The following is a 26,179-nucleotide window of genomic DNA, read 5'->3' as shown; positions in this document are numbered from 1 at the left end:
GGCCGACTTTTGTTAACTGTCTAATTATAAGCAATTATTTGGCGCACCGCAATGACAAGGCGCCCCATTACCTGGGATGCCAGCATTTCCGACTAACAATAAAAGACTTCCAAATCAGCCGCGCGAACGGCGCCGCGCCATGCCTTGCATTCCAAGCCCAGTACGCGCCTGCCCACCGCCACGGCGCCCGTAAGAGCTATCCGGAAATCCGAGCGCGGTTTGCAGCGGATCAGGTTGACGACTGCGCGACGCCCCCTGAGCACGCCCTTGCTGTCCATTGCGCGTCTGACCACGATTTTGTGGCTGGCTCTTGTCGAAAGCATTCTTCGGCCCGCGCTCACCACGCGATTTACCTTGCGGCTGCGGCGCTACCGCCTTCTCAAGCCCGCTCAGCGTCATCAGATTGCGCACCGCATGCTCATCCAACTCCTCCCAGCGCCCACGCTTTAGTCCGCTAGGCAAAGTCAATGCGCCATACCGCGTCCGGATTAATCGCGAAACCGTCAAGCCGACGGATTCGAACATGCGACGCACTTCACGATTGCGCCCTTCGCCGATGATTACGCGGTACCAGCGATTGACCCCCTCGCCGCCGCCATCGACGATCTTCGAAAACTGTGCGACGCCATCTTCCAGCTCAACGCCGGCCAGCAGTTTCTGCCGCATCCCCTCTTCCAGCTCACCCAGCGTACGCACTGCGTACTCGCGCTCGATTCCGTAACGCGGATGCATCAGGCGATTAGCCAGATCGCCAGAGGTCGTAAACAGCAACAAGCCTTCGGTATTAAAATCTAGGCGGCCAACCGCCAGCCATTTACCGGCCTTGATGGTCGGCAGGCGTTCGAACACCGAGGGACGCCCGTCCGGATCATTGTGACTGACAATCTCGCCGGCAGGCTTGTGATACACCAGCACCCGCGGCGGACGCTTGCTAACTTTACGCTGAATCAGCTTGCCGTTAATGCGCACCTGGTCTGTCGGCAGAATGCGCTGCCCAATGTGGGCAGGCTCGCCATTGACCGAAACACGACCGGCAATAATCAATTCTTCCATATCACGGCGCGATCCAAGCCCCGCTTCGGCAAGCACCTTGTGCAACTTCGGGGCATCATCCTCTGCCGTTAGATCGCGGCGCACATTCTTGGCCTGCGCCTGGCGGGCGTCGCGACGCCCGCTACCCGCAGCGTCTTCCGCAGCGCTATCGAACGCATCGGACGTCACAAACGAGAATATGTCGTCGGGATTATCTCCCCTGACTTTCAATTGGCCAGCTTTGGCTTCACCACCGGATTGCCGACCACGCCCCTTTTGTCCAGGCCTGCCCTTTGTATGCTCATCCCGCTTGCGACTTTCACGGGCAGTGCGCTGCGGCTTACCACCACCAGTCTCACCTTCCACTGCGGAAGGCTGCCGCAAGTCGGCGCCCCCATCTCCTGCGACCGATGCAGTCGCGCCAGCAGACTTGTCCGACTCAACCGCGCGCGGAGCCCGGGTACGACGCAAGCTGCGCGGTCCGCGCACGCCTCGCTTGGCCGGCTTTTTCCCGCTCTCTTCCACATGACCGCCATCGGCAGATGCCGGCACCTCGCTGCGAGACAGCTCCCGGCTTTCTTTGGATTCCGACACTGCGGAGGAATCGGTCGCTACGACCACTGGCGCTTCATTCTGGTTTGGCAGATTCATCGTTCGCTTCTTGATTGTGCTCACTGTGTGGGGCGTCTAAGGGAGATTCGGCTTCAGCCTCTCGGTTGGACGTTTCTGTACCGGGCTGCAAAGCCGGCGATTCGGTTTGAAATTTTTCGGTTGATGCCGGCTCCGGCCGGTCATCAGCTTGCTGGGCAGAGCGCTCTGATGCCAAGACGCTTGAACCATCCTGCGTCATCGAGCCACTCACCCGATCCAGGCTTGCCTGCATTCCGCCTTCAAGCGCCTGCATTTCCGGCAGAATGCCGGCCTGCATATCATCTTTCGTAATCTGCTGCAGCGGCGGCAATTGATCGAGAGAGGTTAATCCCAGATCATCGAGGAACTGCCTGGTCGTGGCAAACAAGGCTGGTCGGCCCGGCACATCTCGATGACCGATCGCTTCGATCCAACCTCGATCTTCGAGCATCTTGATGGTTTGAGAGTTCACTGTAACGCCACGGATTTCCTCAATATCACCGCGGGTAACCGGCTGACGGTAGGCGATGATAGCCAGCGTTTCCAGCGTTGCACGTGTATATTTGGGAGGCTTCTCCGGATTGAGCCGCTCAAGGTATTTTTTCATCTCGGGCCGACTCTGAAAACGCCAGCCGGTAGAAAGACTGACAATTTCAATACCCTTGTCTGACCAGTCGTTGCGCAACTCTTCCAGCATCGCCTTGATCGTATCGGCACCGACATCGGCATTGCCGTCGCCGTTTTCCATGTAAAGCTTTTTCATGTCGTTGATCGACAATGGCTCATGCGCGCACAGCAATGCTGTTTCGAGGACTTTCTTCGCCTCAATAGTATTCATCGGTATGCGTCTTGTTTTTTCTAACAATGTGCAGAAGTTTTTATCAACGACATGCATCGTGCGATGCTGCCCGGTTGGGCCTGAGAACCCATTGATGCTGCATTCCGGCGTCCGATTTTTTTTTGGAAGTATGAGGGACGGGAATTCAAGACTGTGAGACTTGGTTGCGGGGGCAGGATTTGAACCTGCGACCTTCGGGTTATGAGCCCGACGAGCTGCCAGACTGCTCCACCCCGCGTCTGAAGAATATAAGTATATCCGGTATCGACGGTCAACGCAAATGTAAATGTTGACCACTCTTGCGGTGTACACTTCTACTCCATTCGAACAATGCGCCGATCACCTTTGCCGAATTGCTCTGTCGTGCGCCCAACATCTTCGCTGCCAGCCCTTATGAAATTTTGCTCTGAATGCGCGCACCCGGTTTCACTGCTGATCCCACCCGACGACAATCGCCCGCGTTATGTATGCGGACAATGCGGGACTATCCATTATCAGAACCCGAAGATGGTGATCGGCTCAATTCCGGTGTGGGACCATGATGGCGAAACACGGATACTGCTGTGCAAGCGAGCAATCGAGCCGCGCTACGGCTACTGGACCCTGCCTGCCGGCTTCATGGAAAACGAGGAGACTACGGCGGAAGCGGCGTTGCGCGAAACACAGGAAGAAGCAGGTGCGCGCATCCAGCTGCACGAACTGTTTTCGCTGCTAAATGTGCCGCACGTGCATCAGGTGCATATGTTCTACCGCGCGACCTTGCTTGACCTTGATTTTTCGGCGGGCACCGAAAGCCTGGAAGTGAAACTGTTTTCAGAGGCCGAAATCCCGTGGAACGATATCGCTTTTCCCACGGTTGCCTGCACCTTGAAATTTTTCTTTGCAGACCTCGCACGCATCAAGAGCGAGGGAGGCGCTTATGCCCTGCACACGCGCGATCTGCTGAAACCAATGCGACAGGCCACTGAAAGCTGAGCAGCAATCGGGACTGTCGAAGCCTGTTAAAAAAAGAGGATGCGACTAACAGCGCATCCTCTTTTTTCTTCCCGCCCTTACCAGCTTGTCTCCCGCTCTGCGGTGGCGCTGATCTTGTGAATCGATAGATCGGCACCATCAAACTCCTGTTCGGGGTCGAGGCGAATGCCGACGATCTTTTTCAACAGCCCGTACACAATCGCACTCGCACCGAGCGCAATCGCCACGCCAAGCGCAGTGCCGATCAATTGCGACATCAACGATACGCCACCAATCCCGCCCAGCGCCTTCTGGCCGAAAATGCCGGCCGCGATGCCGCCCCAGGCACCGCACAAGCCGTGCAATGGCCACACACCGAGCACATCGTCGATCTTCCACTTATTTTGGGTCAGCGTGAACATCCAGACGAAAATGACACCTGCAACGCCCCCGGTTATTAGCGCGGCAAGCGGGTGCATCAAATCGGAACCGGCGCACACTGCCACCAAGCCGGCCAGCGGGCCGTTATAGGCGAAGCCCGGGTCGTTCTTACCCATCAAGACGGCGACCAGCGTGCCGCCGACCATCGCCATGAGCGAGTTAATCGCGACCAGTCCATTCATCTTGTCGAGCGTTTGCGCGCTCATTACATTGAAGCCAAACCAGCCGACTGTCAGAATCCACGCGCCGAGCGCGAGAAACGGGATGTTTGACGGCGGATGCGCCGCAATCGCGCCATCCTTGGAGTAACGGCCGCGCCGTGCGCCGAGCAGCAGCACCGCAGGCAAGGCCGCCCAGCCGCCGACGGCGTGCACCACCACTGAACCGGCAAAGTCATGAAACTCCTCGGAGAACATAGCCTTTAACCAAGCCTGTACACCGAGCCTGTGATTCCATGCAATTCCTTCAAAAAACGGATATGCCAATCCAACCAACATCGCGGTAGCAAACAGTTGCGGATAGAACTTGGCACGTTCAGCAATACCGCCGGAAATAATCGCGGGAATTGCGGCTGCAAAAGTAAGCAAGAAAAAGAACTTCACCAACTCAAAGCCACTCTTGGCCGACAGGGTGTTGGCGTCTGCGAAAAAGTCGACACCGTAAGCAATTGTGTAGCCAACAAAAAAATAGGCGATGGTCGAGATGGCAAAATCGACTAAGATTTTGACCAAGGCGTTAACCTGGTTTTTCTTGCGAACCGTACCGAGTTCTAAAAATGCAAAACCGGCATGCATTGCCAAAATCATGATGGCGCCGAGCAAGATAAATAAAGTATCGGCGCCGTTTTTAAATGCATCCATGCAAAAGATCTCCCTGTTAATGTGCATGCTGGAATCAATGAGCACCAATAAAGCAATAATTATTCCAATTTAGTGCAAGACAGCAAGATATTGATTTCTAAAGAGAAAATTTTTAACAGCAAATATGTTCAATGCTTTTTCGCACTTGTTTTGTGCATTCCAATGACCTACTTTGGTGAAAAGAATGATTCCGTGGCTTGAAGCAAGCACTCCCTTCCCGGATGTTTCGACCGCGCTTACCGACGAAGACGGCGCACCGGGGTTGCTCGCCGCCGGCGGCGACCTATCCCCAAAGCGATTGCTGGAAGCCTATCGGCACGGGATTTTTCCTTGGTATTCGGAAGGACAGCCGATCTTATGGTGGAGCACCGATCCGCGCATGGTGCTGTTTACCAAGCATTTTGTGATTTCACATAGCCTGCGCAAGACCTTAAAAAAGGTACACAAGAGCATGCACTCGGACCGGCGCTGGGAAATCCGCTTTAATACGGCATTTCAACAAGTGATGCTGGCCTGCGCCGCGCCCCGAAAAGAAGGCGCCGGCACCTGGATTTCCGACGATATTATTCAGGGCTACAGTGAACTGCACCGCCGCGGATACGCTCATTCATCGGAACTGTGGTTCGACAATCAGTTGGTCGGTGCCGCTTATGGCGTGTCCATTGGCCGCATGTTTTATGGCGAGTCGATGTTTGCACGGGTTCCGGATGCATCGAAAGTTGCTCTTGCCTACCTCGTCCATTTTCTGCAAGCGCATGGCGTGGCAATGATCGATTGCCAGCAAGAGACATCACACCTGGCATCGCTTGGCGCAGCGCCCATTCCCAGAGCGGAATTCATCCGCTTGCTGCGCGAAGCCATCGCGCAGCCGCAAATACAAGCCTGGCAGCCCCTCGATATATTCTAGGCGCACGTGAAAAAACTCTTCTGCCGATCGCGCCATACGGTGTAAATTAACAGAGTCGGAATCGTAGCCAGGTATGCCGCATGACGCATCTTAAAGATCTGCCTTTCGCCACCCTGCAGTTTTACGCAACCGCCCCATATCCGTGCAGCTATCTCGAGGGACGCCAAGCGCGTTCGCAAGTGGCGACGCCATCGCACTTGATTAATGCCGATGTCTACTCGGAACTGGTCAAGAATGGCTTTAGACGCAGCGGTATTTTTACTTATCGGCCATATTGCGACGGCTGTCAGGCGTGCATTCCGGTGCGCGTGAAAGTGAACGGGTTTCATCCCAACCGCAGCCAGCGCCGTGCCTGGACCCGGCACGGGGAATTGACCTCTTGGATCACAAATCTAGCCTACGTGCCAGAGCATTACGATTTGTACCTGCGCTACCAGTCAGTGCGTCATGCAGGCGGCGGCATGGATCACGACAGCCGCGACCAGTACGCGCAGTTTTTATTGCAAAGCAAGGTCAACACACGCTTGGTCGAATTCCGGGAAGACGACGGCACCTTGCGCATGGTGAGCATCATCGATGTCCTGAATGACGGCTTGTCGTCCGTCTACACCTTCTACGATCCGGACATTCAGGGTGCTTCCTTGGGCACCTACAACATCCTTTGGCAAATCGAGCAAGCCAGGCGGCTTGGCATGCCGCACGTCTACCTTGGCTACTGGATCAGGAACAGCCGGAAAATGGCGTACAAAATCAATTTCAAACCGCTTGAAGCACTGCAACAGGGCAAGTGGGAGGCGTGGCAGCCGGAGTGAAGCATTCCACCGCCATGTATTGACAAGGCGCAATAGTAAAATAGCGGTTTTGCCTGTCGCAGGCGCCGCCTCTCTTTTTGCTCCCATGTCCGACAAACTCCTGTACGCACTCACTCGCCCCCTCCTGTTCTCACTTGATCCGGAAACGGCACACAACGTCGCGCTGCCAGCACTGAAGCACGCCGCAGCCTGCGGCCTGACCAGCCTCATTGCCCGCCCCCAGCCCGATCCAAGAACGGTCATGGGCATTACCTTCCCCAATCCGGTTGGCCTTGCGGCAGGCTTGGATAAGGATGGTGCTTATATTGACGGTTTGGCGGCGCTCGGCTTCGGCTTTATTGAGGTCGGCACGGTCACGCCGCGCGCGCAACCGGGAAATCCGCAGCCGCGTATTTTCCGCCTGCCGGCGGCGAACGCGATCATTAATCGCATGGGCTTCAACAATGGCGGGGTCGATGCCTTCGTCGCCAATGTTCAGGCATCGAAGTTTTATCAAAACAAGGAAGGCGTGCTGGGCCTGAACATTGGTAAAAATGCAGATACGCCGATTGAACATGCGGCGGACGACTACCTGCATTGCCTGGAAAAGGTATATCCGTACGCAAGTTATGTGACGGTTAATATCTCCTCGCCAAATACCAAGAACCTGCGCCAGCTACAAGGCGGCTCCGAACTGGATGCGCTACTATCCAAACTGAAGGATGCGCAACGCCGACTCGCGGATCAACATATGCGCTATGTGCCGATTGCACTAAAAATTGCGCCTGACGTCGACAGCGAACAAGTTAAATCCATTGCCTCCGCACTAGTGCACCACAAGATGGATGCGGTGATCGCGACCAATACGACGATCACGCGCGACGCCGTGAAAGGAATGCCGCATGCCGAAGAAACCGGCGGACTGTCTGGCGCGCCGGTATTCGAAATGTCCAATACCGTGATTCGCGCCTTGAGCGCCGAGCTGAAAGGCGCACTGCCGATCATTGGCGTTGGCGGCATTCTTTCGGGTAAAGACGCACAGGCAAAAATTGACGCCGGTGCCTCGCTGGTACAGTTATATACGGGGCTGATTTACCGCGGGCCTGGGCTAGTCAAGGAATGCGCGGCGGACCTGCGCAAGGTGCGTTAAGGCTTTAGGAACCCGCCGCTTGCTTGGGAAGCACCAAGCCGCACCATGGTATTTTCCGCCCCATAGGTAGCTGTCATCCCACAGTAATATCGCTTATCTCAATAAAAAAGCCCGGAACGAATCCGGGCTTTTTGCTTGGCGTCGATTACTCGACTTCCAGAGTCTCCTCCGGAGCCGGCGGCGGAGACGCGTCCCCTTCCGCGAAATCGAGCTTGATCTGCTCCTTGTCGTCCAAGTCGACCGTGACGCGACCACCGGACACCAGACGACCGAACAGCAGTTCGTCGGCCAGCGCCTTGCGGATCATGTCCTGGATCAGGCGTGCCATCGGGCGCGCACCCATCAGCGGATCGAAGCCTTTCTTGGCGAGGAAGCGACGCAGGCTGTCGGTAAAGATCGCCTCAACCTTCTTCTCGTGCAATTGCTCTTCGAGCTGCATCAGGAACTTGTCGACCACACGCAGGATGATCTCCTCGTCCAGCGCCTTGAAGCTAATGATTGCATCCAAGCGGTTGCGGAATTCCGGCGTGAACATGCGCTTGATGTCGGCCATCTCGTCGCCGGATTCCTTCTTGTCGGTAAAGCCGATCGAACGCTTTTGCAGTGCTTCCGCCCCGGCATTGGTGGTCATGATGATGATCACATTGCGGAAGTCGGCCTTGCGACCATTGTTGTCGGTCAACGTACCATGATCCATCACCTGCAACAAGATATTGAAAATATCCGGATGCGCTTTTTCGATCTCGTCCAGCAAGAGCACCGCATGCGGTTTCTTGGTGATCGCCTCGGTCAGCAGCCCCCCCTGGTCAAAGCCGACATAGCCAGGCGGCGCACCGATCAGGCGCGACACCGCATGGCGCTCCATATACTCCGACATGTCGAAGCGGATCAGCTCGATACCAAGGATGAACGCCAACTGTTTGGCAACCTCAGTCTTACCAACGCCCGTCGGGCCGGAGAACAGGAAGGCGCCGATAGGCTTGTCGGTCTTGCCCAGTCCCGCGCGCGCCATCTTGATGGCGGAGCCGAGGGCATCGATCGCAGGATCCTGACCAAACACTACATTCTTCAGATCGCGGTCGATCGTCTGCAGCTTGGTCCGATCGTCCTGATTGACCGTTTGCGGAGGAATACGCGCGATCTTCGAAATGATGTCTTCGATCTCGGATTTGCCGATTGTCTTTTTCTGCCTCGACTTCGGCAGGATACGTTGTGCTGCACCCGCCTCGTCGATCACGTCGATCGCCTTGTCCGGCAAGTGGCGATCATTGATGAAGCGCGCAGCCAGTTCCGCCGCAGACGTCAACGCGGACGCCGAATACTTGACGCCATGGTGTTCTTCGAAACGCGACTTCAGACCGCGCAGAATCTGCACCGTTTGCTCCACGGTTGGCTCGTTTACGTCGATCTTCTGGAAGCGACGCGACAGCGCATGGTCCTTCTCGAACACGCCGCGGAATTCCGTGTACGTGGTCGCACCGATGCACTTCAGCTGCCCCGAAGACAATGCCGGCTTCAGCAGGTTGGATGCATCCAGCGTGCCGCCGGAAGCAGAGCCTGCGCCGATGATCGTATGGATCTCGTCGATGAACAGGATGCCGTGCGGATTGTCACGCAATTGCTTGAGCACCGCCTTGAGACGCTGCTCAAAGTCGCCACGGTATTTCGTACCGGCCAGCAGTGCGCCCATATCCAGCGAATAAACGACGGCGTTCTGCAGCACCTCCGGCACATCGCCCTGGGTCACGCGCCAGGCGAGACCTTCGGCGATGGCGGTCTTGCCAACGCCGGCTTCGCCGACCAGCAATGGGTTGTTCTTGCGACGGCGACATAAGGTCTGGATGACACGTTCGACTTCGGACTCGCGGCCAATCAACGGATCGATCTTGCCTTCGGCAGCGAGCTTGTTCAGATTTTGCGTGAACTGGTCGAGCGGGCTTTCCTTCTGCTGACCTTCCGCCTGCGCTTCTTCCGCGCCTTCCGGTGATTTCTGCACATCGGCCTGCTGATCTTTACGCACACCATGTGAAATGAAATTCACGACATCCAGCCTCGTGACGCCCTGCTGATGCAGGTAGTACACGGCATGCGAATCCTTTTCGCCGAAGATCGCGACCAGCACATTCGCGCCGGTGACTTCCTTCTTGCCGTTCGACGCTGATTGCACGTGCATGATGGCACGCTGTATCACGCGCTGAAAACCCAGCGTCGGCTGCGTGTCGACTTCGCTGGTGCCAGGCACCGTCGGCGTGTTGTCCGTTATGAAATTGGTCAACGTCTTGCGCAGATCTTCGATATTCACTGCGCACGCGCGCAGCACCTCCGCTGCCGAGGGATTGTCGAGCAGCGCGAGCAGCAAGTGCTCTACTGTGATGAACTCGTGCCGAGCCTGACGGGCTTCGACAAAAGCCATATGCAAACTAACTTCAAGTTCCTGCGCAATCATGCTTCCTCCATCACGCATTGCAGGGGATGTCCTGCCTTTCGAGCGTGGGTTAAAACCAATTCTACTTTAGTCGACGCTATGTCTTTAGGATAGACGCCGCACATACCTTTTCCATCGCGATGTACCTTGAGCATGATCTGCGTCGCTGTCTCTCGGTCCTTGTTAAAGTATTCCTGAAGGATCGCGACCACAAACTCCATGGGAGTGTAATCGTCGTTCAGGAGAAGCACCTGATACATAGGCGGGGGTTTGAGCTTCTGCTCTTGCCTAGCAAGTACCGTACCGTTGTCATGCTGAGTTTCCATGCTTCTATTCTATTGCATCAACTTTCGCGCAATGCGCAGAAGTAAAGGACGTCCTGTTTGTATATTACGCCGTTTCTGCACAGTGCGCAGATGAAGTCAAAACACCTGAATTCAAGAATCCTTCCGGGTAATTAGCTTGTAATAGCTCAAAAAGCACTAGGATTGTGCCTTGACTTTTATATTTTTTGCGGGAACAATGGTATTTATTGACATTACAGCAGTTATGGGAATGTCAATAGAAGTGAGCATTTAGGAGGGGGCAGCGTTACGCGGAGCTTCTTGCTTATACGGCTCGTGTGATTAGTTATTATTTGAAAGACGCTTTTATGGCAACAGGTACCGTCAAGTGGTTCAACGATTCCAAAGGCTTCGGATTTATCACTCCGGATGACGGCGGTGAAGATTTGTTCGCCCACTTTTCCGCAATTCAGATGAACGGCTTCAAGACTCTCAAAGAAGGTCAAAAGGTGTCGTTCGAAGTAACGCAAGGCCCCAAAGGCAAGCAAGCTTCCAACATTCAGAACGGCTAAACTAATCACACCGATTAGCAAGAGCAGTGAAAAACCCCGTTACGACGGGGTTTTTTTTCGCCCATACGAATGGAGATTTTTGCATCCAACCGGCATTCTTTACAAACCCAATTGAATAAACGACGCTCTCGCCTATCTCCTACTTAATTGCTTCATAAGAAAATATCTGTACAGTAACGTTTCATGAAGCTCCGCCAAAAAATCCTGGTGCTTGCAATCACGCCACTGATCCTTGCCGTGATCGCCATTGCACTTGCAGTGCGCTACCAAGCAGTGATGCTGGCAGACCAGCAACGCTCATCAGTGGAGGCGGCCTATCTTGCCAGCAAGGAGGCGGAGCTTGCTCATTACGTGGCTCTAGGGACTCGTTCGATTGCACATCTATATGAATCCGGGCGCCAGGACGAGGCGACGCGCAATGAAGCAAAAGCCATCCTCGCTAAACTCGATTATGGCGATGACGGCTATTTCTTCGTGTACGACTTGCAAGGCAAGAACCTGATGCACCCACGCCAGCCGGATCTGGTCGGCCGCAATCTGTGGGATCTGAAGGATGCACACGGCAACCCGACTATCCAGCGCCTGATTAACCAGGCAAAAGAAGGTGGCGGCTTTGTACGCTACCTGTGGGAAAAGCCTTCTTCCGGCAAGATTGCTCCCAAACTTGGGTATGTCGTTATGCTCGACCGCTGGGGCTGGATGCTTGGAACCGGCATTTATCTTGACGACGTCGATGCCACACTTGCAAAAATCGACACGCAAATTTCCAGCAATATTCAATACACGATGCTGTGGATCGCTGCAATTGCCATCACCATTGCATTGATCATCGCGCTGTCCGGTCTCGCACTCAACATCAGCGAAAATCGGGTAGCTGACGCCAAGCTCAAGGTGCTCGCGCAAAGCGTGGTGCGCTCCCAGGAAGAAGAGCGCGCGCGTCTTTCCCGCGATTTACATGATGGAATCAGTCAATGGCTGGTTTCGATCAAGCTGCAGGTTGAATCCGGAATCGCCAAACTGGCCACCCAAGGCGCGACACCGGAGGCAGCACGCAAATCGCTCGATCGCGCCGCCGGCCAGCTCAACGACGTGCTCGGCGAAGTCAGGCGCATTTCCCATGCCTTGCGCCCCGCGTTACTGGACGATCTCGGTCTGGCGGCTGCGCTGGACCATTTGACCCAGGAATTCAGCGAACATACCGGCATCGATATTACATTTGCATCAGAAGGCGAGACCGACGGCCTGACAGACGTTGGCAACACGGTATTATTCCGTATAGCCCAAGAAACACTGACCAATATTGAACGCCATGCCAACGCCACTAAGGTCGCAGTGCGCCTGATAAGCGATAACACGGGAATCATCCTTGCCATTACCGATGACGGTATCGGCTTTGACGTGGCACACGTTGCTCAACATCCGAAACGCGGCATTGGCTTGCGCAACATGCACGAGCGCGTCGAAGCCGTCGGCGGCCAACTTCAACTACGTTCCTCGCCAGAAGGCACTCAAGTCATCGCAACTCTGCCCCGAGTATGAATCAATCATCCCTCCCTCGACGCCCTATCCATATCCTGCTTGTTGACGATCATCCGCTCGTGCGCGACGGCCTGCGTGCGCGCCTCGAAACTATTCCGCATTTTGCAGTGGTGGCTGAAGCAGGCAATGCGGATGAAGCACTTCAACATGCGGCCACTCAAACCATTGATTTGGCACTCATGGATATCAATCTTAACGGAACAAACGGTATCGAATTGACTGGGCGCTTCAACACGTTGCACCCGGAGATCATGGTGTTAATGCTAAGCATGCATGACAAGGCAGAATACGTTATGCAGGCGATCCAAGCTGGCGCACGCGGCTATGTCCTGAAGGATGCGCCGGCGACGGATATCATCACTGCGATCGATACAGTGATGTCGGGTGGTATTTATTACAGTTCAGGATTAGCTAAACAACTGTCCAAGCCGGTGCCGCCTGCGATGCTATTGACACCACGTGAACGCGAAGTCTTGCACTGCATTGCAACCGGAAAGTCAAACAAGCATATTGCCCGCGAAATGAGCCTGAGCGTGCGGACCGTGGAGACACATCGACTGAATATCAAGCGCAAGCTCGGCATTGAAGGGCAAGCCGACTTGATCCGCTTCGCGCTTGAACATACAACAATCAAATAGCAGCACAGAAAACAAAAAAGGCCGGAAATGTTCCGGCCTTTCTTTTATTGTGCTTGCTGCCGCAAATTACATGTTGTCGATCATTACCTGACCAAAGCCCGAGCACGATACCTGGGTTGCGCCTTCCATCAAGCGCGCGAAGTCATAGGTAACCTTCTTCGACGTAATTGCTTTTTCCGTCGACGTGATGATCAGGTCAGCGGCTTCCACCCACCCCATGTGGCGCAGCATCATTTCCGCAGACAGAATCAGTGAACCCGGATTCACGTAATCCTTGCCGGCATACTTCGGTGCAGTGCCATGCGTTGCTTCGAACATGGCGACGGAATCGGACAGGTTAGCACCCGGAGCGATACCAATGCCACCGACTTGCGCGGCGAGTGCATCCGAAATGTAATCGCCATTCAGGTTCAGCGTCGCAATCACGCTGTACTCAGCCGGACGCAACAGGATTTGCTGCAGGAACGCGTCGGCAATCGAATCCTTGACCGTGATTTCGCGGCCAGTCTTCGGATTCTTGAACTTGCACCACGGACCGCCATCGATCAGTTGCGCGCCGAATTCCTTCTGTGCCAGCGCATACGCCCAGTCACGGAAGCCGCCTTCGGTGTACTTCATGATGTTGCCCTTGTGAACGATCGTCACGGACGGCTTGTCATTGTCGATTGCGTACTGGATCGCCTTGCGCATCAGACGCTCGGTACCTTCGCGCGACACCGGCTTGATGCCGATACCGGAAGAACCCGGGAAGCGAATCTTCTTGACGCCCATTTCCTTGATCAGGAAATCAATCACCTTCTTAGCGCCGTCGGAGCCTTCTGCCCATTCGATGCCGGCATAGATGTCTTCGGAGTTTTCACGGAAGATCACCATGTCGGTCTTTTCCGGCTCGCGCACCGGCGACGGCACGCCCTTGAAGTAGCGCACAGGGCGCAGGCAGACGTACAGGTCGAGCTCCTGGCGCAGCGCAACGTTGAGCGAACGGATGCCGCCGCCGACCGGAGTCGTCAACGGGCCCTTGATCGATACCACGTAATCCTTCAATACCTTTAGCGTTTCTTCCGGCAGCCACACGTCCGGGCCATACACCTTGGTCGATTTCTCGCCAGCATAGATTTCCATCCAGCTGATCTTGCGCTTGCCGCCATAAGCCTTGGCAACCGCTGCGTCCACCACCTTGATCATGACCGGGCTGATGTCCACCCCAGTGCCATCGCCTTCGATGTAAGGAATGATCGGATTATCGGGAACGGTCAGGGAGAAATCGGCGTTGACGGTGATCTTTTGTCCGTCGGCAGGCACTTTGATATGTTGATACATCGTATGCTCCGGGGGTTGAGGAGGAAAAGGATGGCGTATTAACTTTAAATTTTTGTTTTAAAGCTTCACTCTGGTCTTATATAAGACATAAGACCAACATTTCGTATTATGCACTACTATTTTACTAGATGCCATAAGTTTTACGGTGAGCAACATTAATGGCAATGGGATAACGCGCGTTTTGCAGCGCGCATGGCCCTCGACTTTCCGGCAATGAGACTTGGATCAGTACAAGGTTAGTTCAAAATCCCGGGGCTGCAACGCGTAAAATAGCGCGGCATACAGCGTTGCAATATCCCGATTGTCACGAATCGCGCTGACGAGAACCTTACCAACGCCCGCACTACATCCATTCCTCCCAAACCCGCATGCCGCTGATCCTGTTTAACAAGCCGTTCCAAGTAATGTGCCAGTTCTCGGCGCACCCCAGCCGGGCGACCTTGGCCGATTACCTGACCATTCCCAATATCTATCCGGCCGGACGACTGGACGCTGACAGCGAAGGCTTACTGCTGCTGACCGACGATGGAAAACTTCAGCATGACATCAGCCACCCGAAACGCAAGCAGCCCAAGACCTACATTGCACAAGTAGAAGGTGTGCCAAACAACCAGATCCTTCAACAACTCAAAGGTCCGCTCGATCTCGGCGATTTTGTGACGCAGCCTTGCGATGTAAAACAGATTCTGCCGCCAGAGTGGCTATGGGAACGCACTCCGCCGATCCGCGCGCGCATCAATGCTCCAACCAGTTGGCTGGCCATTACGTTATCGGAAGGGAAAAACCGGCAGGTGCGGCGCATGACAGCAGCCGTTGGATTGCCGACCCTGCGATTGGTCCGCATTGCAGTGGGCCCCTTTTCGCTGGAATCACAGCCACTCCTTCCAGGTGAATGGTGCGAAGTACCTCCCTCCCAACTGCGCTGAATGCAATTTGGTTTTATATACATTCTCCGCACAGCCGGATTTTCATAAAATGCTGCCAACCATAAATGTTGTGTTTCGTTAATTACATTGATTCATCCGAATCGACATTTGATTAACGTGCTTATCTGAAGGACAACAAATGAAAAAACTGATCGCCGCCCTGATTGCTGGTCTGTTCGCTACCGCTGCCTTCGCTGCTGACCAAGCCGCCGCTCCGGCTGCTTCCGCTGACGCCGCCGCTTCCGCTCCGGCACCGAAAGCGAAGAAGGTCAAGAAAGCTAAAAAAGCCAAGAAAGCCGCCGCCGCTCCGGCCGCTGCTTCCGCTGAAGCATCCAAGTAATTTCTGGCGCATCAGCCGTAACAAAAAGGCAGGCTTGTCCTGCCTTTTTTGTTGCTACGCGCTTCCGACCACCCTTAAGATAAGGCCATGAATAAGGTTTCCTCTTACCGCATCATGTTGACGATGGCGCTCGCGACATTTGCCGCCAGCTCCGCCCTCGCCCAACAACCAGTCAAATTTCCGGTGATTCCCCTGAATGCCGGCATCCATGTCATCAAAGCCGAAGTGGCGGCAACAGAAGCTCAACGCGAGCAAGGGTTGATGCATCGCGAAAAGATGGGGCAGAACGAAGGCATGGTTTTTCTGTTTGGCGCGCCGGCCGGCGTCTGCATGTGGATGAAAAATACGCTGATCCCGCTGTCCGTCGCTTTTATCGACGAGGCGGGAAAGATCATCAACATTGAAGATATGGAGCCGCAAACCCTGGAATCGCATTGCGCCAAAAAACCGGCAACCTACGCGCTGGAAATGAATCGCGGCTGGTTCAAGCAACGGAATATCAAAGCAGGCAGCACGATCGACGGCTTGCCTCGCTAAGAAACAGGCGTAATGATGTGAAAATCCGTTCCACCCGCTTGACCGGGCTGGAACGAACAACAACCGAATATGCAAACGACAAAACCCGCATGACATGCATCATGCGGGTTTGCTTCATTCCGTACACTACCCTGACTCACATCAGGGGATACAAGCTTGCTTAGGCCAGCGCCTTCAGGGCAGCAGCCAGACGGCTCTTGTGGCGAGCAGCCTTGTTCTTGTGGATGATCTTCTTGTCAGCGATACGGTCGAGCGTCGACACGGAAGCTTGGAAAACTTGCGAAGCAGCAGCTTTGTCGCCAGCCTCGATCGCCTTGCGAACGGCCTTGATCGCGGTGCGCAGCGTGGAACGCTGGCTGGAGTTGTGCGCGTTTTGCTTGACTGCTTGACGAGCACGTTTGCGTGCTTGTGCGGTATTTGCCATGTAAGTTTCCTAAAACGAAATCGAACTGTATACGCCGAATTTCAGAATCAGCGACACAGAAATCAGTAAAGCTGCGGATTATAACGTTTTTTTGGGAATTGGGCAACGCTTCGCATTGAATCGGATACGAAACAACTGGAAGCAATTGCGCGCCGGGCGCCGTCATATCCACAGCTATAATTGCGCCCCATGAATCTGCACAAAACGCTTGCCACGATCTTCGGCATGACCATGGTGTCCCGCGTGACGGGCCTTGTCCGCGAACTGCTGGTTGCGCGCGCCTTCGGCGCCTCCGCTTACACCGACGCCTTTTTCGTTGCCTTCCGTATTCCCAACCTGCTGCGCCGGTTGTTTGCAGAAGGCGCCTTTTCGCAAGCCTTCGTGCCGATCCTGGCCGAATACAAGAATAAAAAAGGGAGCGAAGCCACCAAGGAACTGGTCGATCACGTCGCAACCCTGCTGACTTGGGCGCTGGTACTGACTTGCCTACTTGGAATTGTTGCATCACCAGTCATCGTCTACTTCATGGCAACCGGCCTCAAATCCGATCCGGAAGCCTTCAATGTATCGGTCGTCATGACCCGCCTCATGTTTCCGTACATCGGATTCATGTCCTTCGTGGCGCTGGCCGGCGGCGTATTGAATACCTGGCGCGAATTCAGGGTGCCGGCATTCACCCCAGTTCTGCTCAATCTATCCTTCATCGCCGCGTCGCTGTTTCTCGCGCCGCATCTGCAGCAACCGATCTACGCACTGGCGATTGCTGTCATCATCGGCGGCATCCTGCAGGTGGCCGTACAGATACCGCCAATGCGGAAAATCGGCATGCTGCCGAAAATTGCGCTGAATCCACTAGTTGCCACAAGCGACGCCGGCGTGCGGCGCGTCCTGCGCCAAATGGTCCCGGCGACGTTCGCCGTATCGGTGGCGCAGATCAGCTTGATCATCAATACCAACATCGCCTCCCGCCTGGCCAACGGCAGCGTGTCCTGGCTGTCCTATGCGGACCGCCTGATGGAACTCCCGACAGCGCTGCTGGGTGTTGCCTTGGGCACGATCCTGTTGCCCAGCCTTTCCAAGGCACATGCCGATAACAATACCGAGGAATACTCGGCGCTACTGGACTGGGGCCTGCGCCTGACCTTCCTGCTTGCGATGCCGGCGGCCGTTGGACTGGCGACCTTGTCGGAACCGCTGACGACCACGCTATTTCATTATGGAAAATTTGATGCGCAATCCGTCGCCATGACCGGGCGCGCATTGGTTGCTTATGGCGTCGGGCTGATCGGCCTGATTCTGGTGAAGATCCTGGCGCCCGGATTTTATGCAAGGCAGGATATCCGCACACCGGTGAAAATCGCGATTGGCGTGCTGGTGGCCACGCAGTTGATGAACCTGATGTTCGTGCCATGGATTGCCCATGCCGGACTCGCTCTGTCGATCGGGCTTGGCGCATGTGTTAATGCGGCGTTTCTGTACTGGGGGCTGCGCCGGCGCGGTATTTATGTGGCACGACCCGGCTGGCGTATCTTCCTGCTCAGGCTGACCGGTGCGCTGTTTTTATTGGCGGGCATGGCGCTGTGGTCAGCCAGTCATTTCGACTGGATGGCCTTACGCGCCCATCCGCTACAGCGTGTGGGTGCCCTTGGCATCGTGATGGTCGCTTGCGGGGCAACTTATTTTGGGGCACTGCTGGCCATGGGATTCCGCTTCCGTGATTTCAAGCGGGTATCCGTCTGAAATCGCGACCGTCCTTTTCCACTCTGCCCTTTATTTGGTAGCGCGATGGTTTATGATGGTCATGTATGGAGATCAAATCCCTCGATTACTTCGCGTCGCTCGTTCAGGAGGACGATTCGATCCCCCTGTTCGAAGCTGCGCTGGCCATTGCACAGGACGTCGATCCGAATCTGGATCTGGCGGCAACGCAAGCCGAAGTCGATATGCTTGCCGCAAAGCTGCAACGGCGTTTTCCGTCGGATGCGTCGAGCATTCAGAAACTGCGGTTGCTCAATCATTTCTTCTATCGCGAACTCGGCTTTGCCGGGAACGTGAACGACTATTACGACCCCGATAACAGCTACCTGCACCGCGTGATCAGCACGCGGCGCGGCATTCCGATTTCGCTGGCAGTGTTGTACATGGAACTGGCGCAGCAGATCGGCCTGAACGTCAAGGGTATTTCCTTCCCCGGCCACTTCCTGATGAAGCTGACAGTGCAATCCGGCGAAATTGTGCTCGATCCGTTTAATGGCGCCAGCCTGTCGCGCGAAGAACTGGAAGAGCGGCTGGAGCCCTACTTCGAGCAGCAGAGTTATCCGGGCGCGATCCCGTTATCGTATTACCTGCATGCGGCCCATCCGCGCGAAATCCTGGTGCGCATGCTGCGCAATCTGAAAACGCTGTTTGTCGAGCATCTGCGCTGGCAGCGCGTTTTGGGCGTGCAGCAGCGGCTGGTGATCCTGCTGCCGGATGAGATTACCGAGCGGCGCGACCGGGGGCTAGCCTACGCCAACCTGGAATGTCCACAAGCGGCGCTGCTGGACCTGGAAGCCTACCTGGCAGAGCGTCCGTATGCGCCGGATGCGGAAGCCTTGCGCAGCAAACTGCCGGAACTGCGCGAGGCGTGCAAGCGGATGAACTAGGACGCGCCGACGCGTGTCAGCCCTTCGTCTTTGCCTCGATCGCTTCCCACTTCTCAAGGCTTTCCATCAGCAGCTCGTCGATTTCCGCAAAGCGCTGATTGAGCCGCTGCACTTCTTCCGGCCGTTGCCGATACAGTTCCGGATCGGCGAGCTGCGCGGAGATTGTCTTTTGCTCCGTTTCGAGATCGGCAATCAATTGCGGCAAGGACTCCAGCTCGCGCTGCTCCTTGTAGCTGAGCTTCTTCGGTTTAGCGGCGGAAGGCGCCTCTTTCGGCGCCGGCTTGCTCTCCGCCTTGGCCGGTGCTTTTGCCGGTACGGCGCTCGACGCGCGCACGCGCTCCCAGTCGGAATATCCGCCGACATACTCGCGCCACAGCCCTTCGCCCTCCGCGACGATCACCTGCGTGACCACGTTATCCAGGAAGGCGCGGTCGTGGCTGACCAAAAACACCGTACCGCTGTAATCCTCCAGCAGTTCCTCCAGCAGCTCCAGCGTATCGATGTCGAGGTCGTTGGTCGGTTCGTCGAGCACCAGCACATTCGCCGGCTTGGCAAACAGGCGCGCAAGCAGCAAGCGGTTGCGCTCGCCGCCCGACAAGGACTTCACTGGCGAGCGGGCGCGTTCCGGCGCGAACAGGAAATCGGACAGATACGTCATCACATGCTTGCGCTGGCCATTGATCTCGACCCAGTCGCTGCCCGGCGAAATGGTGTCGGCCAGGCTTGCCTCTTCATTCAACTGCGCGCGCATCTGGTCGAAATACGCAATCTGCAGGCGCGCGCCCTGCTTGATCGTCCCGGTGTCCGGCGCTTCCTCGCCGAGAATCAGCTTCAGCAGCGTGGTCTTGCCTGCGCCGTTGGGGCCGATCAGGCCGACCTTGTCGCCGCGCATGATGATCGTGCTGAAATCGCGCACGATAACCTTGTCGCCGTAACGCTTATCGACATGTTCCAGCTCTGCCACGATCTTGCCGGAGCGCTCGCCCGCTGACACATCGAGCCGGACCTGCCCCTGCTGTTCGCGCCGCGCGCCGCGCTGGCGGCGCAGCTCCTCCAGGCGCCGCACCCGGCCCTCATTGCGCGTGCGGCGCGCTTCCACGCCCTTGCGGATCCAGACTTCTTCCTGTGCGAGGAATTTGTCGAACTTCGCGTTTTCGACCGCCTCGACTTCAAGCTGCTCTGCCTTGCGCTTTTGGTAGGCGCTGAAATTGCCGGGGAATGAAAGCAGCTTCCCGCGGTCGAGCTCCACAATCCGGGTAGCGACGTTGTCCAGGAACGAGCGGTCGTGGGTGATGAACAGGATGCTGCCCTTGAAATCGCGCAGCAACGCCTCCAGCCACATGATGGAGGTGAAATCGAGGTGGTTGGTCGGCTCGTCGAGCAACAATACGTCCGGCGCACCGACCAGGGCGCGCGCAAGCGCGACGCGCTTTTGCGTGCCGCCCGATAGCGTTCCCATCAGCGCGTTCTTGTCGAGGCTCAGGCGTCCCAGCGTCGTTTCCACCCGATTGCCCAGGCTCCATGCATCGGCCGCATCGAGCTTCGACTGAATCGCATGCATACGGTCCATGAGCGCGGCGTCGTCGCTGCCGCCCAATTGCGCGGCAAGCCGGTTGTATTCATCGAGCAGTTGCTGCAGCTCGCCCATGCCGGACGCCACGGCGTCGAACACGCTCATGTCACTGGCGAACAGCGGCTCCTGCTCCACATACGCAATCTTGAGTCCCTGCTGCATCACCAGCAAGCCATCGTCCAGCCTGGACTGGCCGGCGATAATTTTCAGCAGCGAGGATTTGCCAGTGCCGTTTCGGCCAATGAGACCGACGCGCTCGCCCGGCTCCAGGGAAAATTCCGCGTGGTCGAGCAAAGCGACGTGGCCGAATGCAAGTTGCGCGTTGGTGAGGGAGATAACCGCCATGATGAGCTTTGCCTGACGGGCTGGCGGCTGAAGCGCCAACCCGAATAATCGAATAAAGCACGCATTGTACCGATAAGCTCACCGCGAAACTGATTTCCCGCGATGGTCTCGGCTATAATTCCGGGCGTGACGCAAAATGCTGCGTCATTCTCTTAGCGTCTCGCCGTAGTTCAATGGATAGAACGAGTGCCTCCTAAGCGCTAGATACAGGTTCGATTCCTGTCGGCGGGACCAAAATCCCGATACTTTCCCTGCTAAATCAAGCAGTTAGAACCAAGTGAACTGTAAAGCTGTGATACAGAGTGTGATACACGGGCACATATCGTGTTCCGACTATGCACATTCGTTTAGGCGCAGGAATCACACTTATGGTTCAGCATCTTCAGCTTCGCGGAAAGACTTATCAGTTCTATCTGCGGGTTCCACAGCATCTCATCATTCCCTACGGTAAACGGTTCATCCGTCAGAGTCTTCGCACATCTGACCTCAAAGAAGCCACAAGGAAAGCCGAGGAACTTACACGGCAGCACATGGCTGAGTTCAAGTTACTCACTGACGGAAAGAAAGCCACACCTGCAGAAGTCATCGTCGCAGCCCGTGCTTTAGCCGAGCAGTATGACCTTGAGCATTTCATTGACTATGTAATCGAACCGTTACGGGGGCAATACGCCAAGAACGATCAAGACCTGTACGACTCAGCAACTCCCTCGCAGTACCTTGCACCACATCAGCTTGAAGCATGGAAGATCCTGTCTAACCCCAACTCGTTCCGCCTCTCCGATGCCTTGCATCTTTACCTGAAGACACACCAAAGGGGTTCCGATGAAGCCTTTATCCGCAAGGTTTCAAGGGATTGGAAGCAGCTTGTGGATTTGGTCGGAGACATGGAATTTGCGGAATTTTCATGGGTCCACGCACGGCATCTGATTGGCTACCGTCTTGAAAAAGGAGACAAGACCACTACAGTGCGGAGGAAACTGAATACGCTTGGCGCAATCGCAAGCGCAGCCATCAGGGAACTGGAAATCCAGAAGAAAAACCCATTCGAGTCACACCGCATTCCGGGCGAAGGCGAGGATGCCAAGGAAACGAAGGTTCCCTCACCTACTGAGGTGCGGGAAATTGTTCAGACGTTCCATAACAAGATTCCCAACGTAACCTCCTTGATGATCCTGCTGCAAACAGAGTTGGGTACGCGCATCGGGGAGGTATCGGGTCTTGGTATCGACGATGTTTTCCTTGACCACGAAATTCCGCATGTGTACTTCCGGGATCGTCTGTGGAGGTCCCTCAAGAATGACGAGGGTGAACGGAGGGTCCCAGTCGTAGGCGCTGCTTTGGAAGCCTTGAAACACGCCGTCAGTCTTCCTCGGAAGGGCTTAGGGCTGTTTGACCAATATGCGAGGCTAAGGGGCAATGACAGCGCATCCCAAGCCGTCGACAAGCAACTGAAGGTTTGGGGAATTACCAGCCACTCATTCCGTCATGCAATGAAGGACCGGCTCAGGGAAGCTGGGTGCCCTAAAGACATTCGTGATGCTACGTGTTCAGACATACCGCATACCCTAGGTGCCCGTTAGCTCACCCGTCACCGCTAGAAGTCTTCCCTACTCTCTCCGGCGATCGCATCTGCATCCGGTGCAGTAGCTTCCATTGCCCTCCTATAATATTCCCTAGGATCATTGTCTTTGAGAAGACCTTGCGCAATAGCTGACTTCAGAATCTTGCTCATTGCTGGTTGCTTTACCCCAAAGGCTTGTGCCAATTCTGACTGGGTCTTGTACTTGCAAGTCTTTAACAGTTTTACTGCCCTGATGCCATTGCTATCAGCGTCAGGATCAACTGTCAGCATCACAGTCTCATCTCCTGTCCTGAACTCATCACCTACGTTCTGCATTACACGAACGGGCAATGGCCTGCTTTCCACGTTCCCACGGTTTTTCTCAAAGACCACGGTAAACCGTGCATCCTTGTCCCCAACCGCCCGTTCCTGTGTAGATGCCTCCAGCTTCAAAACCAAGTTGAACGTAGCCATCATGGCCGTAGATCCCCTTGCGCCACCATCCTTGCTCTTGCCTTGATGGTGGACCACCAGTACAGCAATCCCAAGCTGCTTTGCCCTCAGCAGGAATGTGTTGAACGGCTTCATGTCCTTGGATGCGTTCTCATCCAGTTGGCCGGACAGGGTAGTGAGATTGTCAACGACGATCAAATCAATTTTGTTTGCCTGAGCGTACCCAAGAATTCCAAGCTGGCTTTCCTCCGTTTCAATTTCAATGAAATTGCCCGTGATGGTCGTCTGAATTTGACGCGCGCACAAAACGAAATTATTCGCCAATGCTTCAGGATTGCATTTGAGTCCCTTAGAAAGCATCTTCATGCGTCCAACCAACTCAGATGTGTCCATCGTAAGCGATCCATCATCGGCGTCTTGAATCGCGGAGTTTGAGCAGTCAGGATATGTCCACCTACATGGAGGTGGACACCTATGGCAGAGCATGACTCAGAGCTGTTGCAGCGGCTGGTTGTCGGCAGCAAGCGGGATGGACGCCGGCGATATGACAAACAGGCGAAGGCCGAGCTGGTCCAGACATGCCTCAAGCCAGGCGTGTCAGTGGCGCGCGTGGCGCTCAAGCATGGCATCAACGCGAACCTGCTGCGCAAGTGGATCAGCCTGCACCTGCAGAAACAGGAGCAATCTCCTGTTGCGACATCACAGTCTGTCGCGCCTTCACCGCCTCCATTCATACCGGTCGTGCCGGCGGGCTCCTGCAGCAAGCCCACAGAGTCCGGGTTACGAGTGCGGCTGCCCAACGGCATCGAGATTTGTCTGAGTGGGCATGGCGAAGATGAGCTGTCGTGCTTGTTGCGCCTGCTGTGCACACTGCCATGTTCCGTCTCGACCCGGCTCTGAAGGTATTCCTGCACCGCGAGCCGGTGGACGGCCGCAAGAACATCAATGGCCTGGCTGCGCTGGTCGAACAAGGCCTCGGGCTCGATCCCTTTGCTCGGGCGGTCTACGTCTTCAGCAATAAGCGGCGCGACCGCATCAAACTGCTGCTGTGGGATCGCACCGGATTCTGGCTTCTGTTCAAGCGGCTGGAAGCGGACCGCTTCGTCTGGCCGAAAGCGTCAGCGGTGGTCGAGCTCAGCGTCGAGCAGCTGCAATGGCTGCTCGATGGGATCGACCTGGAAGCCATGCGCGGCCATCCTGTGCGCCATTACCGTCGCACGGCGTGAACCGGGGCGGCAGAGCGTTGTCAAAAAGTCCATGCAAAACGTCATGATCACGGCCGAGGAACTGGAAGCGTTGCGCCAGGCAGCGCAGGAGCGTGACGCGTTGCGCGGTGAGCTGCGGGTCGTGACGCTCGAGCGGGGCCTGCTCAAGGAACGCGTGCAGGCGTATCTGCACAAGCTGTATGCGGCACGCAGCGAAGCACGCAGTGCCGGGCAAAAGGATCTGTTCTTTAACGAGGCCGAGACCCTGGCGCCGACTGCCTCCGCTGAGCCTGCCAAAGAGGACGAGCCAGGCGTTGAAGTGGCGAGCCATCTGCGCAAAAAGCGTGGTGGCCGCAAGCCGCTCGATCCCGCGCTACCGCGCGACGTCGTGCGTCACGAGCTGCCCGAATCCGAGCGTATTTGCCCGCATGACGGCAGCGTCCTGATCGAAATCGGTGCCGAGATCAGCGAACAGCTCGACATCATTCCCCAGCAGGTACGCGTGATCCAGCATCAGCGCATCAAGTACGCCTGCCCGTGCTGCGATGGCGGCATCAAGGTCACGCCTGCCGCAGCGCGCGTCATCCCCAAGGGCCTGCTGACCGAAGCGGCGCTGGCGTGGATCGTGACGGCGAAGTATCAGGATGGCTTGCCGCTGTATCGGCAAGCGGCCTTGCTGCGCCGCTTTGGCGGCGACCTGTCGCGCACCACGCTGGCCGCCAGCGTGGTGCGCGTTGGTCAGGCAGTGCAGCCGATCATCAACCTGCTGCGCGACGTGCTGCTGGAATCCGAGCTGGTGTACGGCGACGAGACGGAACTGCAGGTGCTCAAGGAACCGGGCCGCTCGCCGCAGACCCAAAGCTATCTGTGGGCGCAGATGAATGGCACGGGACCGCCGGTGCGCTTGTTCGGCTACTCTCCCGGTCGGGGAACCAGCCATGCGCTCAAACTCTATGCCGGCATGGCCAAAGGCGCAGTGCTGATGACGGATGGCTATGAGGTCTACAACGCCATCGCGGCGACCCATGGTCTGGTGCACCTCGGATGCTGGGTCCATTGTCGACGCTACTTCATCGAGGCCGAGGACGTGCTGCCGAAAGAGTCGCGCACACCGCAGCAGCCTGCCACGCAATTCATTGCAGCCATCGGCAAGCTCTATGCCGCCGAGGCCCGAGCCAGGCACGCCGACGCGGCCCACCGACAACGGCTGCGCGCCCGCTACAGCGCCCATGTGCTCAAGCACATCGAGCGCCTGCTGCTGACGTATCAGCCGATCGTCACGCCCAACAGCAAGCTCGGCCGTGCTCTTGCCTATCTGAGTGGGCAGTGGTCCAAACTGACGCGCTACATCGAGAACGGCCTCTGGCCGATTGACAACAACCAGTGCGAAAACGCGATCCGTCCCTTCGTGATCGGGCGAAAGGGCTGGCTGTTTGCGGACACCGTCGGCGGCGCTACTGCCAGCGCCAATCTGTATTCCATCATCGAGACCTGCAAGGCCAATAACGTCAATCCGTACGCCTACCTGATCAAACTGCTCCGCGCGCTGCCTCTGGCAACTACGGCCGATGATTACGAGGCGCTGCTGCCCTGGAAAATCTCCCTCCCGACGACTCGGTTGTAATCGCGCTAACAACACGCGAGACTATCCGACAAGGGACGTCCGTCATGGATCGCTTACGTTAATACTGCAAATACATACAGTGGATGCCTAGAAGTCCAGTCTGCATGCGGGCTCCCAGCTCACGGATATGGGATGTTATACGACAGGGTGCAATGTTAAATTGGT

25 protein-coding genes and 2 tRNA genes are annotated in these 26,179 nt (G+C 56.1%); 17 read left to right on the top strand and 10 right to left on the bottom strand.

The window, feature by feature from the left end; all coding sequences use genetic code 11:
- Nucleotides 1–114: 114 nt before the first annotated feature.
- From rluB to TSA66_RS11665, 3 genes are all read right to left on the bottom strand, one after another.
- Nucleotides 115–1,683, bottom strand: coding sequence for a 23S rRNA pseudouridine(2605) synthase RluB (rluB, locus tag TSA66_RS11675; RefSeq protein ID WP_084199508.1), 1,569 nt, complete (start codon nt 1,681–1,683; stop codon nt 115–117).
- Complete coding sequence (gene scpB / locus TSA66_RS11670; protein WP_084199506.1) at nt 1,661–2,557, bottom strand: SMC-Scp complex subunit ScpB; 897 nt, start codon at nt 2,555–2,557, stop codon at nt 1,661–1,663. The genes rluB and scpB overlap by 23 nt, the downstream gene beginning before the upstream one ends.
- A 104-nt stretch (nt 2,558–2,661) precedes the next feature.
- Nucleotides 2,662–2,738 (bottom strand) — tRNA-Met (locus tag TSA66_RS11665).
- Between the two features lie 155 nt (nt 2,739–2,893).
- Between TSA66_RS11665 and TSA66_RS11660 the strand changes: the two genes are divergently transcribed.
- Nucleotides 2,894–3,475, top strand: coding sequence for an NUDIX hydrolase (locus TSA66_RS11660; RefSeq protein WP_040040160.1), 582 nt, complete (start codon nt 2,894–2,896; stop codon nt 3,473–3,475).
- Between the two features lie 77 nt (nt 3,476–3,552).
- On the opposite strand, the gene TSA66_RS11655 is transcribed toward TSA66_RS11660, so the two are convergent.
- Nucleotides 3,553–4,755 (bottom strand): ammonium transporter, encoded by a 1,203-nt coding sequence (locus TSA66_RS11655; RefSeq protein WP_040040159.1) that lies wholly within the window; start codon nt 4,753–4,755, stop codon nt 3,553–3,555.
- A gap of 184 nt (nt 4,756–4,939) precedes the next feature.
- Here TSA66_RS11655 and aat point away from each other — a divergent pair, with 184 nt between their 5' ends.
- From aat to TSA66_RS11640, 3 genes are all read left to right on the top strand, one after another.
- Complete coding sequence (gene aat, locus TSA66_RS11650) at nt 4,940–5,662, top strand: leucyl/phenylalanyl-tRNA--protein transferase (protein WP_040040158.1); 723 nt, start codon at nt 4,940–4,942, stop codon at nt 5,660–5,662.
- Nucleotides 5,663–5,742: 80 nt separating this feature from the next.
- Nucleotides 5,743–6,474: an arginyltransferase gene (locus tag TSA66_RS11645; protein WP_040040157.1), complete on the top strand. Its 732-nt coding sequence runs from the start codon at nt 5,743–5,745 to the stop codon at nt 6,472–6,474.
- Nucleotides 6,475–6,559: 85 nt separating this feature from the next.
- Entirely contained in the window at nt 6,560–7,603 is a 1,044-nt protein-coding gene (locus TSA66_RS11640) for a quinone-dependent dihydroorotate dehydrogenase (protein WP_040040156.1), read from the top strand.
- Nucleotides 7,604–7,748: 145 nt separating this feature from the next.
- On the opposite strand, the gene clpA is transcribed toward TSA66_RS11640, so the two are convergent.
- Together clpA and clpS are read right to left on the bottom strand one after the other, a co-directional pair.
- Nucleotides 7,749–10,049 carry an ATP-dependent Clp protease ATP-binding subunit ClpA gene (clpA, locus tag TSA66_RS11635; RefSeq protein WP_040040155.1) on the bottom strand — a complete coding sequence of 767 codons (2,301 nt, stop codon included), beginning with the start codon at nt 10,047–10,049 and terminating at the stop codon, nt 7,749–7,751.
- Entirely contained in the window at nt 10,046–10,354 is a 309-nt protein-coding gene (gene clpS, locus TSA66_RS11630; protein ID WP_040040154.1) for an ATP-dependent Clp protease adapter ClpS, read from the bottom strand. The genes clpA and clpS overlap by 4 nt, the downstream gene beginning before the upstream one ends.
- Before the next feature lie 326 nt (nt 10,355–10,680).
- On the opposite strand from clpS, the gene TSA66_RS11625 reads away from it, so the two are divergent.
- From TSA66_RS11625 to TSA66_RS11615, 3 genes are all read left to right on the top strand, one after another.
- A complete protein-coding gene (locus TSA66_RS11625; RefSeq protein ID WP_040040153.1) occupies nt 10,681–10,884 on the top strand; it encodes a cold-shock protein in 204 nt (67 codons plus the stop codon).
- Nucleotides 10,885–11,067: 183 nt separating this feature from the next.
- Entirely contained in the window at nt 11,068–12,423 is a 1,356-nt protein-coding gene (locus tag TSA66_RS11620) for a cache domain-containing protein (RefSeq protein WP_040040152.1), read from the top strand.
- Nucleotides 12,420–13,061 (top strand): response regulator transcription factor, encoded by a 642-nt coding sequence (locus tag TSA66_RS11615; RefSeq protein WP_040040151.1) that lies wholly within the window; start codon nt 12,420–12,422, stop codon nt 13,059–13,061. Before TSA66_RS11620 ends, TSA66_RS11615 begins: the two co-directional genes overlap by 4 nt.
- Before the next feature lie 66 nt (nt 13,062–13,127).
- Here the strand turns inward: TSA66_RS11615 and icd are convergent, their stop codons facing one another.
- Complete coding sequence (icd, locus tag TSA66_RS11610; RefSeq protein WP_040040150.1) at nt 13,128–14,381, bottom strand: NADP-dependent isocitrate dehydrogenase; 1,254 nt, start codon at nt 14,379–14,381, stop codon at nt 13,128–13,130.
- A 368-nt stretch (nt 14,382–14,749) separates the two neighbouring features.
- Between icd and TSA66_RS11605 the strand changes: the two genes are divergently transcribed.
- From TSA66_RS11605 to TSA66_RS11595, 3 genes are all read left to right on the top strand, one after another.
- The gene (locus TSA66_RS11605) at nt 14,750–15,307 is read left to right on the top strand and encodes a pseudouridine synthase (protein WP_040040149.1); all 558 of its coding nucleotides are present in this window, start codon (nt 14,750–14,752) and stop codon (nt 15,305–15,307) included.
- Between the two features lie 139 nt (nt 15,308–15,446).
- Entirely contained in the window at nt 15,447–15,647 is a 201-nt protein-coding gene (locus TSA66_RS11600; RefSeq protein ID WP_040040148.1) for a hypothetical protein, read from the top strand.
- 123 nt (nt 15,648–15,770) lie between these two features.
- Nucleotides 15,771–16,184, top strand: a complete 414-nt coding sequence (locus TSA66_RS11595; protein WP_408639478.1) for a DUF192 domain-containing protein — start codon at nt 15,771–15,773, stop codon at nt 16,182–16,184.
- Between the two features lie 160 nt (nt 16,185–16,344).
- On the opposite strand, the gene rpsT is transcribed toward TSA66_RS11595, so the two are convergent.
- Complete coding sequence (rpsT, locus tag TSA66_RS11590) at nt 16,345–16,608, bottom strand: 30S ribosomal protein S20 (RefSeq protein WP_040040146.1); 264 nt, start codon at nt 16,606–16,608, stop codon at nt 16,345–16,347.
- A 189-nt stretch (nt 16,609–16,797) separates the two neighbouring features.
- Here rpsT and murJ point away from each other — a divergent pair, with 189 nt between their 5' ends.
- Together murJ and TSA66_RS11580 are read left to right on the top strand one after the other, a co-directional pair.
- Nucleotides 16,798–18,348, top strand: a complete 1,551-nt coding sequence (gene murJ, locus TSA66_RS11585) for a murein biosynthesis integral membrane protein MurJ (RefSeq protein WP_040040145.1) — start codon at nt 16,798–16,800, stop codon at nt 18,346–18,348.
- Nucleotides 18,349–18,413: 65 nt separating this feature from the next.
- Nucleotides 18,414–19,253 carry a SirB1 family protein gene (locus tag TSA66_RS11580; protein ID WP_040040144.1) on the top strand — a complete coding sequence of 280 codons (840 nt, stop codon included), beginning with the start codon at nt 18,414–18,416 and terminating at the stop codon, nt 19,251–19,253.
- Nucleotides 19,254–19,269: 16 nt separating this feature from the next.
- Here TSA66_RS11580 and TSA66_RS11575 read toward each other — a convergent pair whose 3' ends face one another.
- The gene (locus TSA66_RS11575; RefSeq protein ID WP_040040143.1) at nt 19,270–21,171 is read right to left on the bottom strand and encodes an ATP-binding cassette domain-containing protein; all 1,902 of its coding nucleotides are present in this window, start codon (nt 21,169–21,171) and stop codon (nt 19,270–19,272) included.
- Between the two features lie 159 nt (nt 21,172–21,330).
- On the opposite strand from TSA66_RS11575, the gene TSA66_RS11570 reads away from it, so the two are divergent.
- Both TSA66_RS11570 and TSA66_RS11565 read left to right on the top strand, forming a co-directional pair.
- A tRNA-Arg gene (locus TSA66_RS11570) sits at nt 21,331–21,405 on the top strand.
- A 134-nt stretch (nt 21,406–21,539) separates the two neighbouring features.
- Nucleotides 21,540–22,751, top strand: coding sequence for a site-specific integrase (locus TSA66_RS11565; RefSeq protein WP_040040142.1), 1,212 nt, complete (start codon nt 21,540–21,542; stop codon nt 22,749–22,751).
- 14 nt (nt 22,752–22,765) lie between these two features.
- Here TSA66_RS11565 and TSA66_RS11560 read toward each other — a convergent pair whose 3' ends face one another.
- Nucleotides 22,766–23,578: an AAA family ATPase gene (locus tag TSA66_RS11560; RefSeq protein ID WP_040040141.1), complete on the bottom strand. Its 813-nt coding sequence runs from the start codon at nt 23,576–23,578 to the stop codon at nt 22,766–22,768.
- Nucleotides 23,579–23,659: 81 nt separating this feature from the next.
- Between TSA66_RS11560 and tnpA the strand changes: the two genes are divergently transcribed.
- The 3 genes from tnpA to tnpC are packed head-to-tail and all read left to right on the top strand — an operon-like array spanning nt 23,660 to nt 26,014.
- Nucleotides 23,660–24,085, top strand: coding sequence for an IS66-like element accessory protein TnpA (tnpA, locus tag TSA66_RS11555; protein ID WP_040038455.1), 426 nt, complete (start codon nt 23,660–23,662; stop codon nt 24,083–24,085).
- Nucleotides 24,061–24,411, top strand: coding sequence for an IS66 family insertion sequence element accessory protein TnpB (tnpB, locus tag TSA66_RS11550; RefSeq protein WP_040038456.1), 351 nt, complete (start codon nt 24,061–24,063; stop codon nt 24,409–24,411). Before tnpA ends, tnpB begins: the two co-directional genes overlap by 25 nt.
- 31 nt (nt 24,412–24,442) lie before the next feature.
- Entirely contained in the window at nt 24,443–26,014 is a 1,572-nt protein-coding gene (tnpC, locus tag TSA66_RS11545; RefSeq protein ID WP_040039297.1) for an IS66 family transposase, read from the top strand.
- The last annotated feature ends 165 nt before the right edge of the window (nt 26,015–26,179 follow it).

The sequence above is a fragment of the Noviherbaspirillum autotrophicum genome (assembly GCF_000818395.1).
GTDB classification, from domain to species: domain Bacteria; phylum Pseudomonadota; class Gammaproteobacteria; order Burkholderiales; family Burkholderiaceae_D; genus Noviherbaspirillum; species Noviherbaspirillum autotrophicum.
Note: the sequence above shows the minus strand (reverse complement) of the source record. Positions and strands in the feature narration are given on the sequence as shown.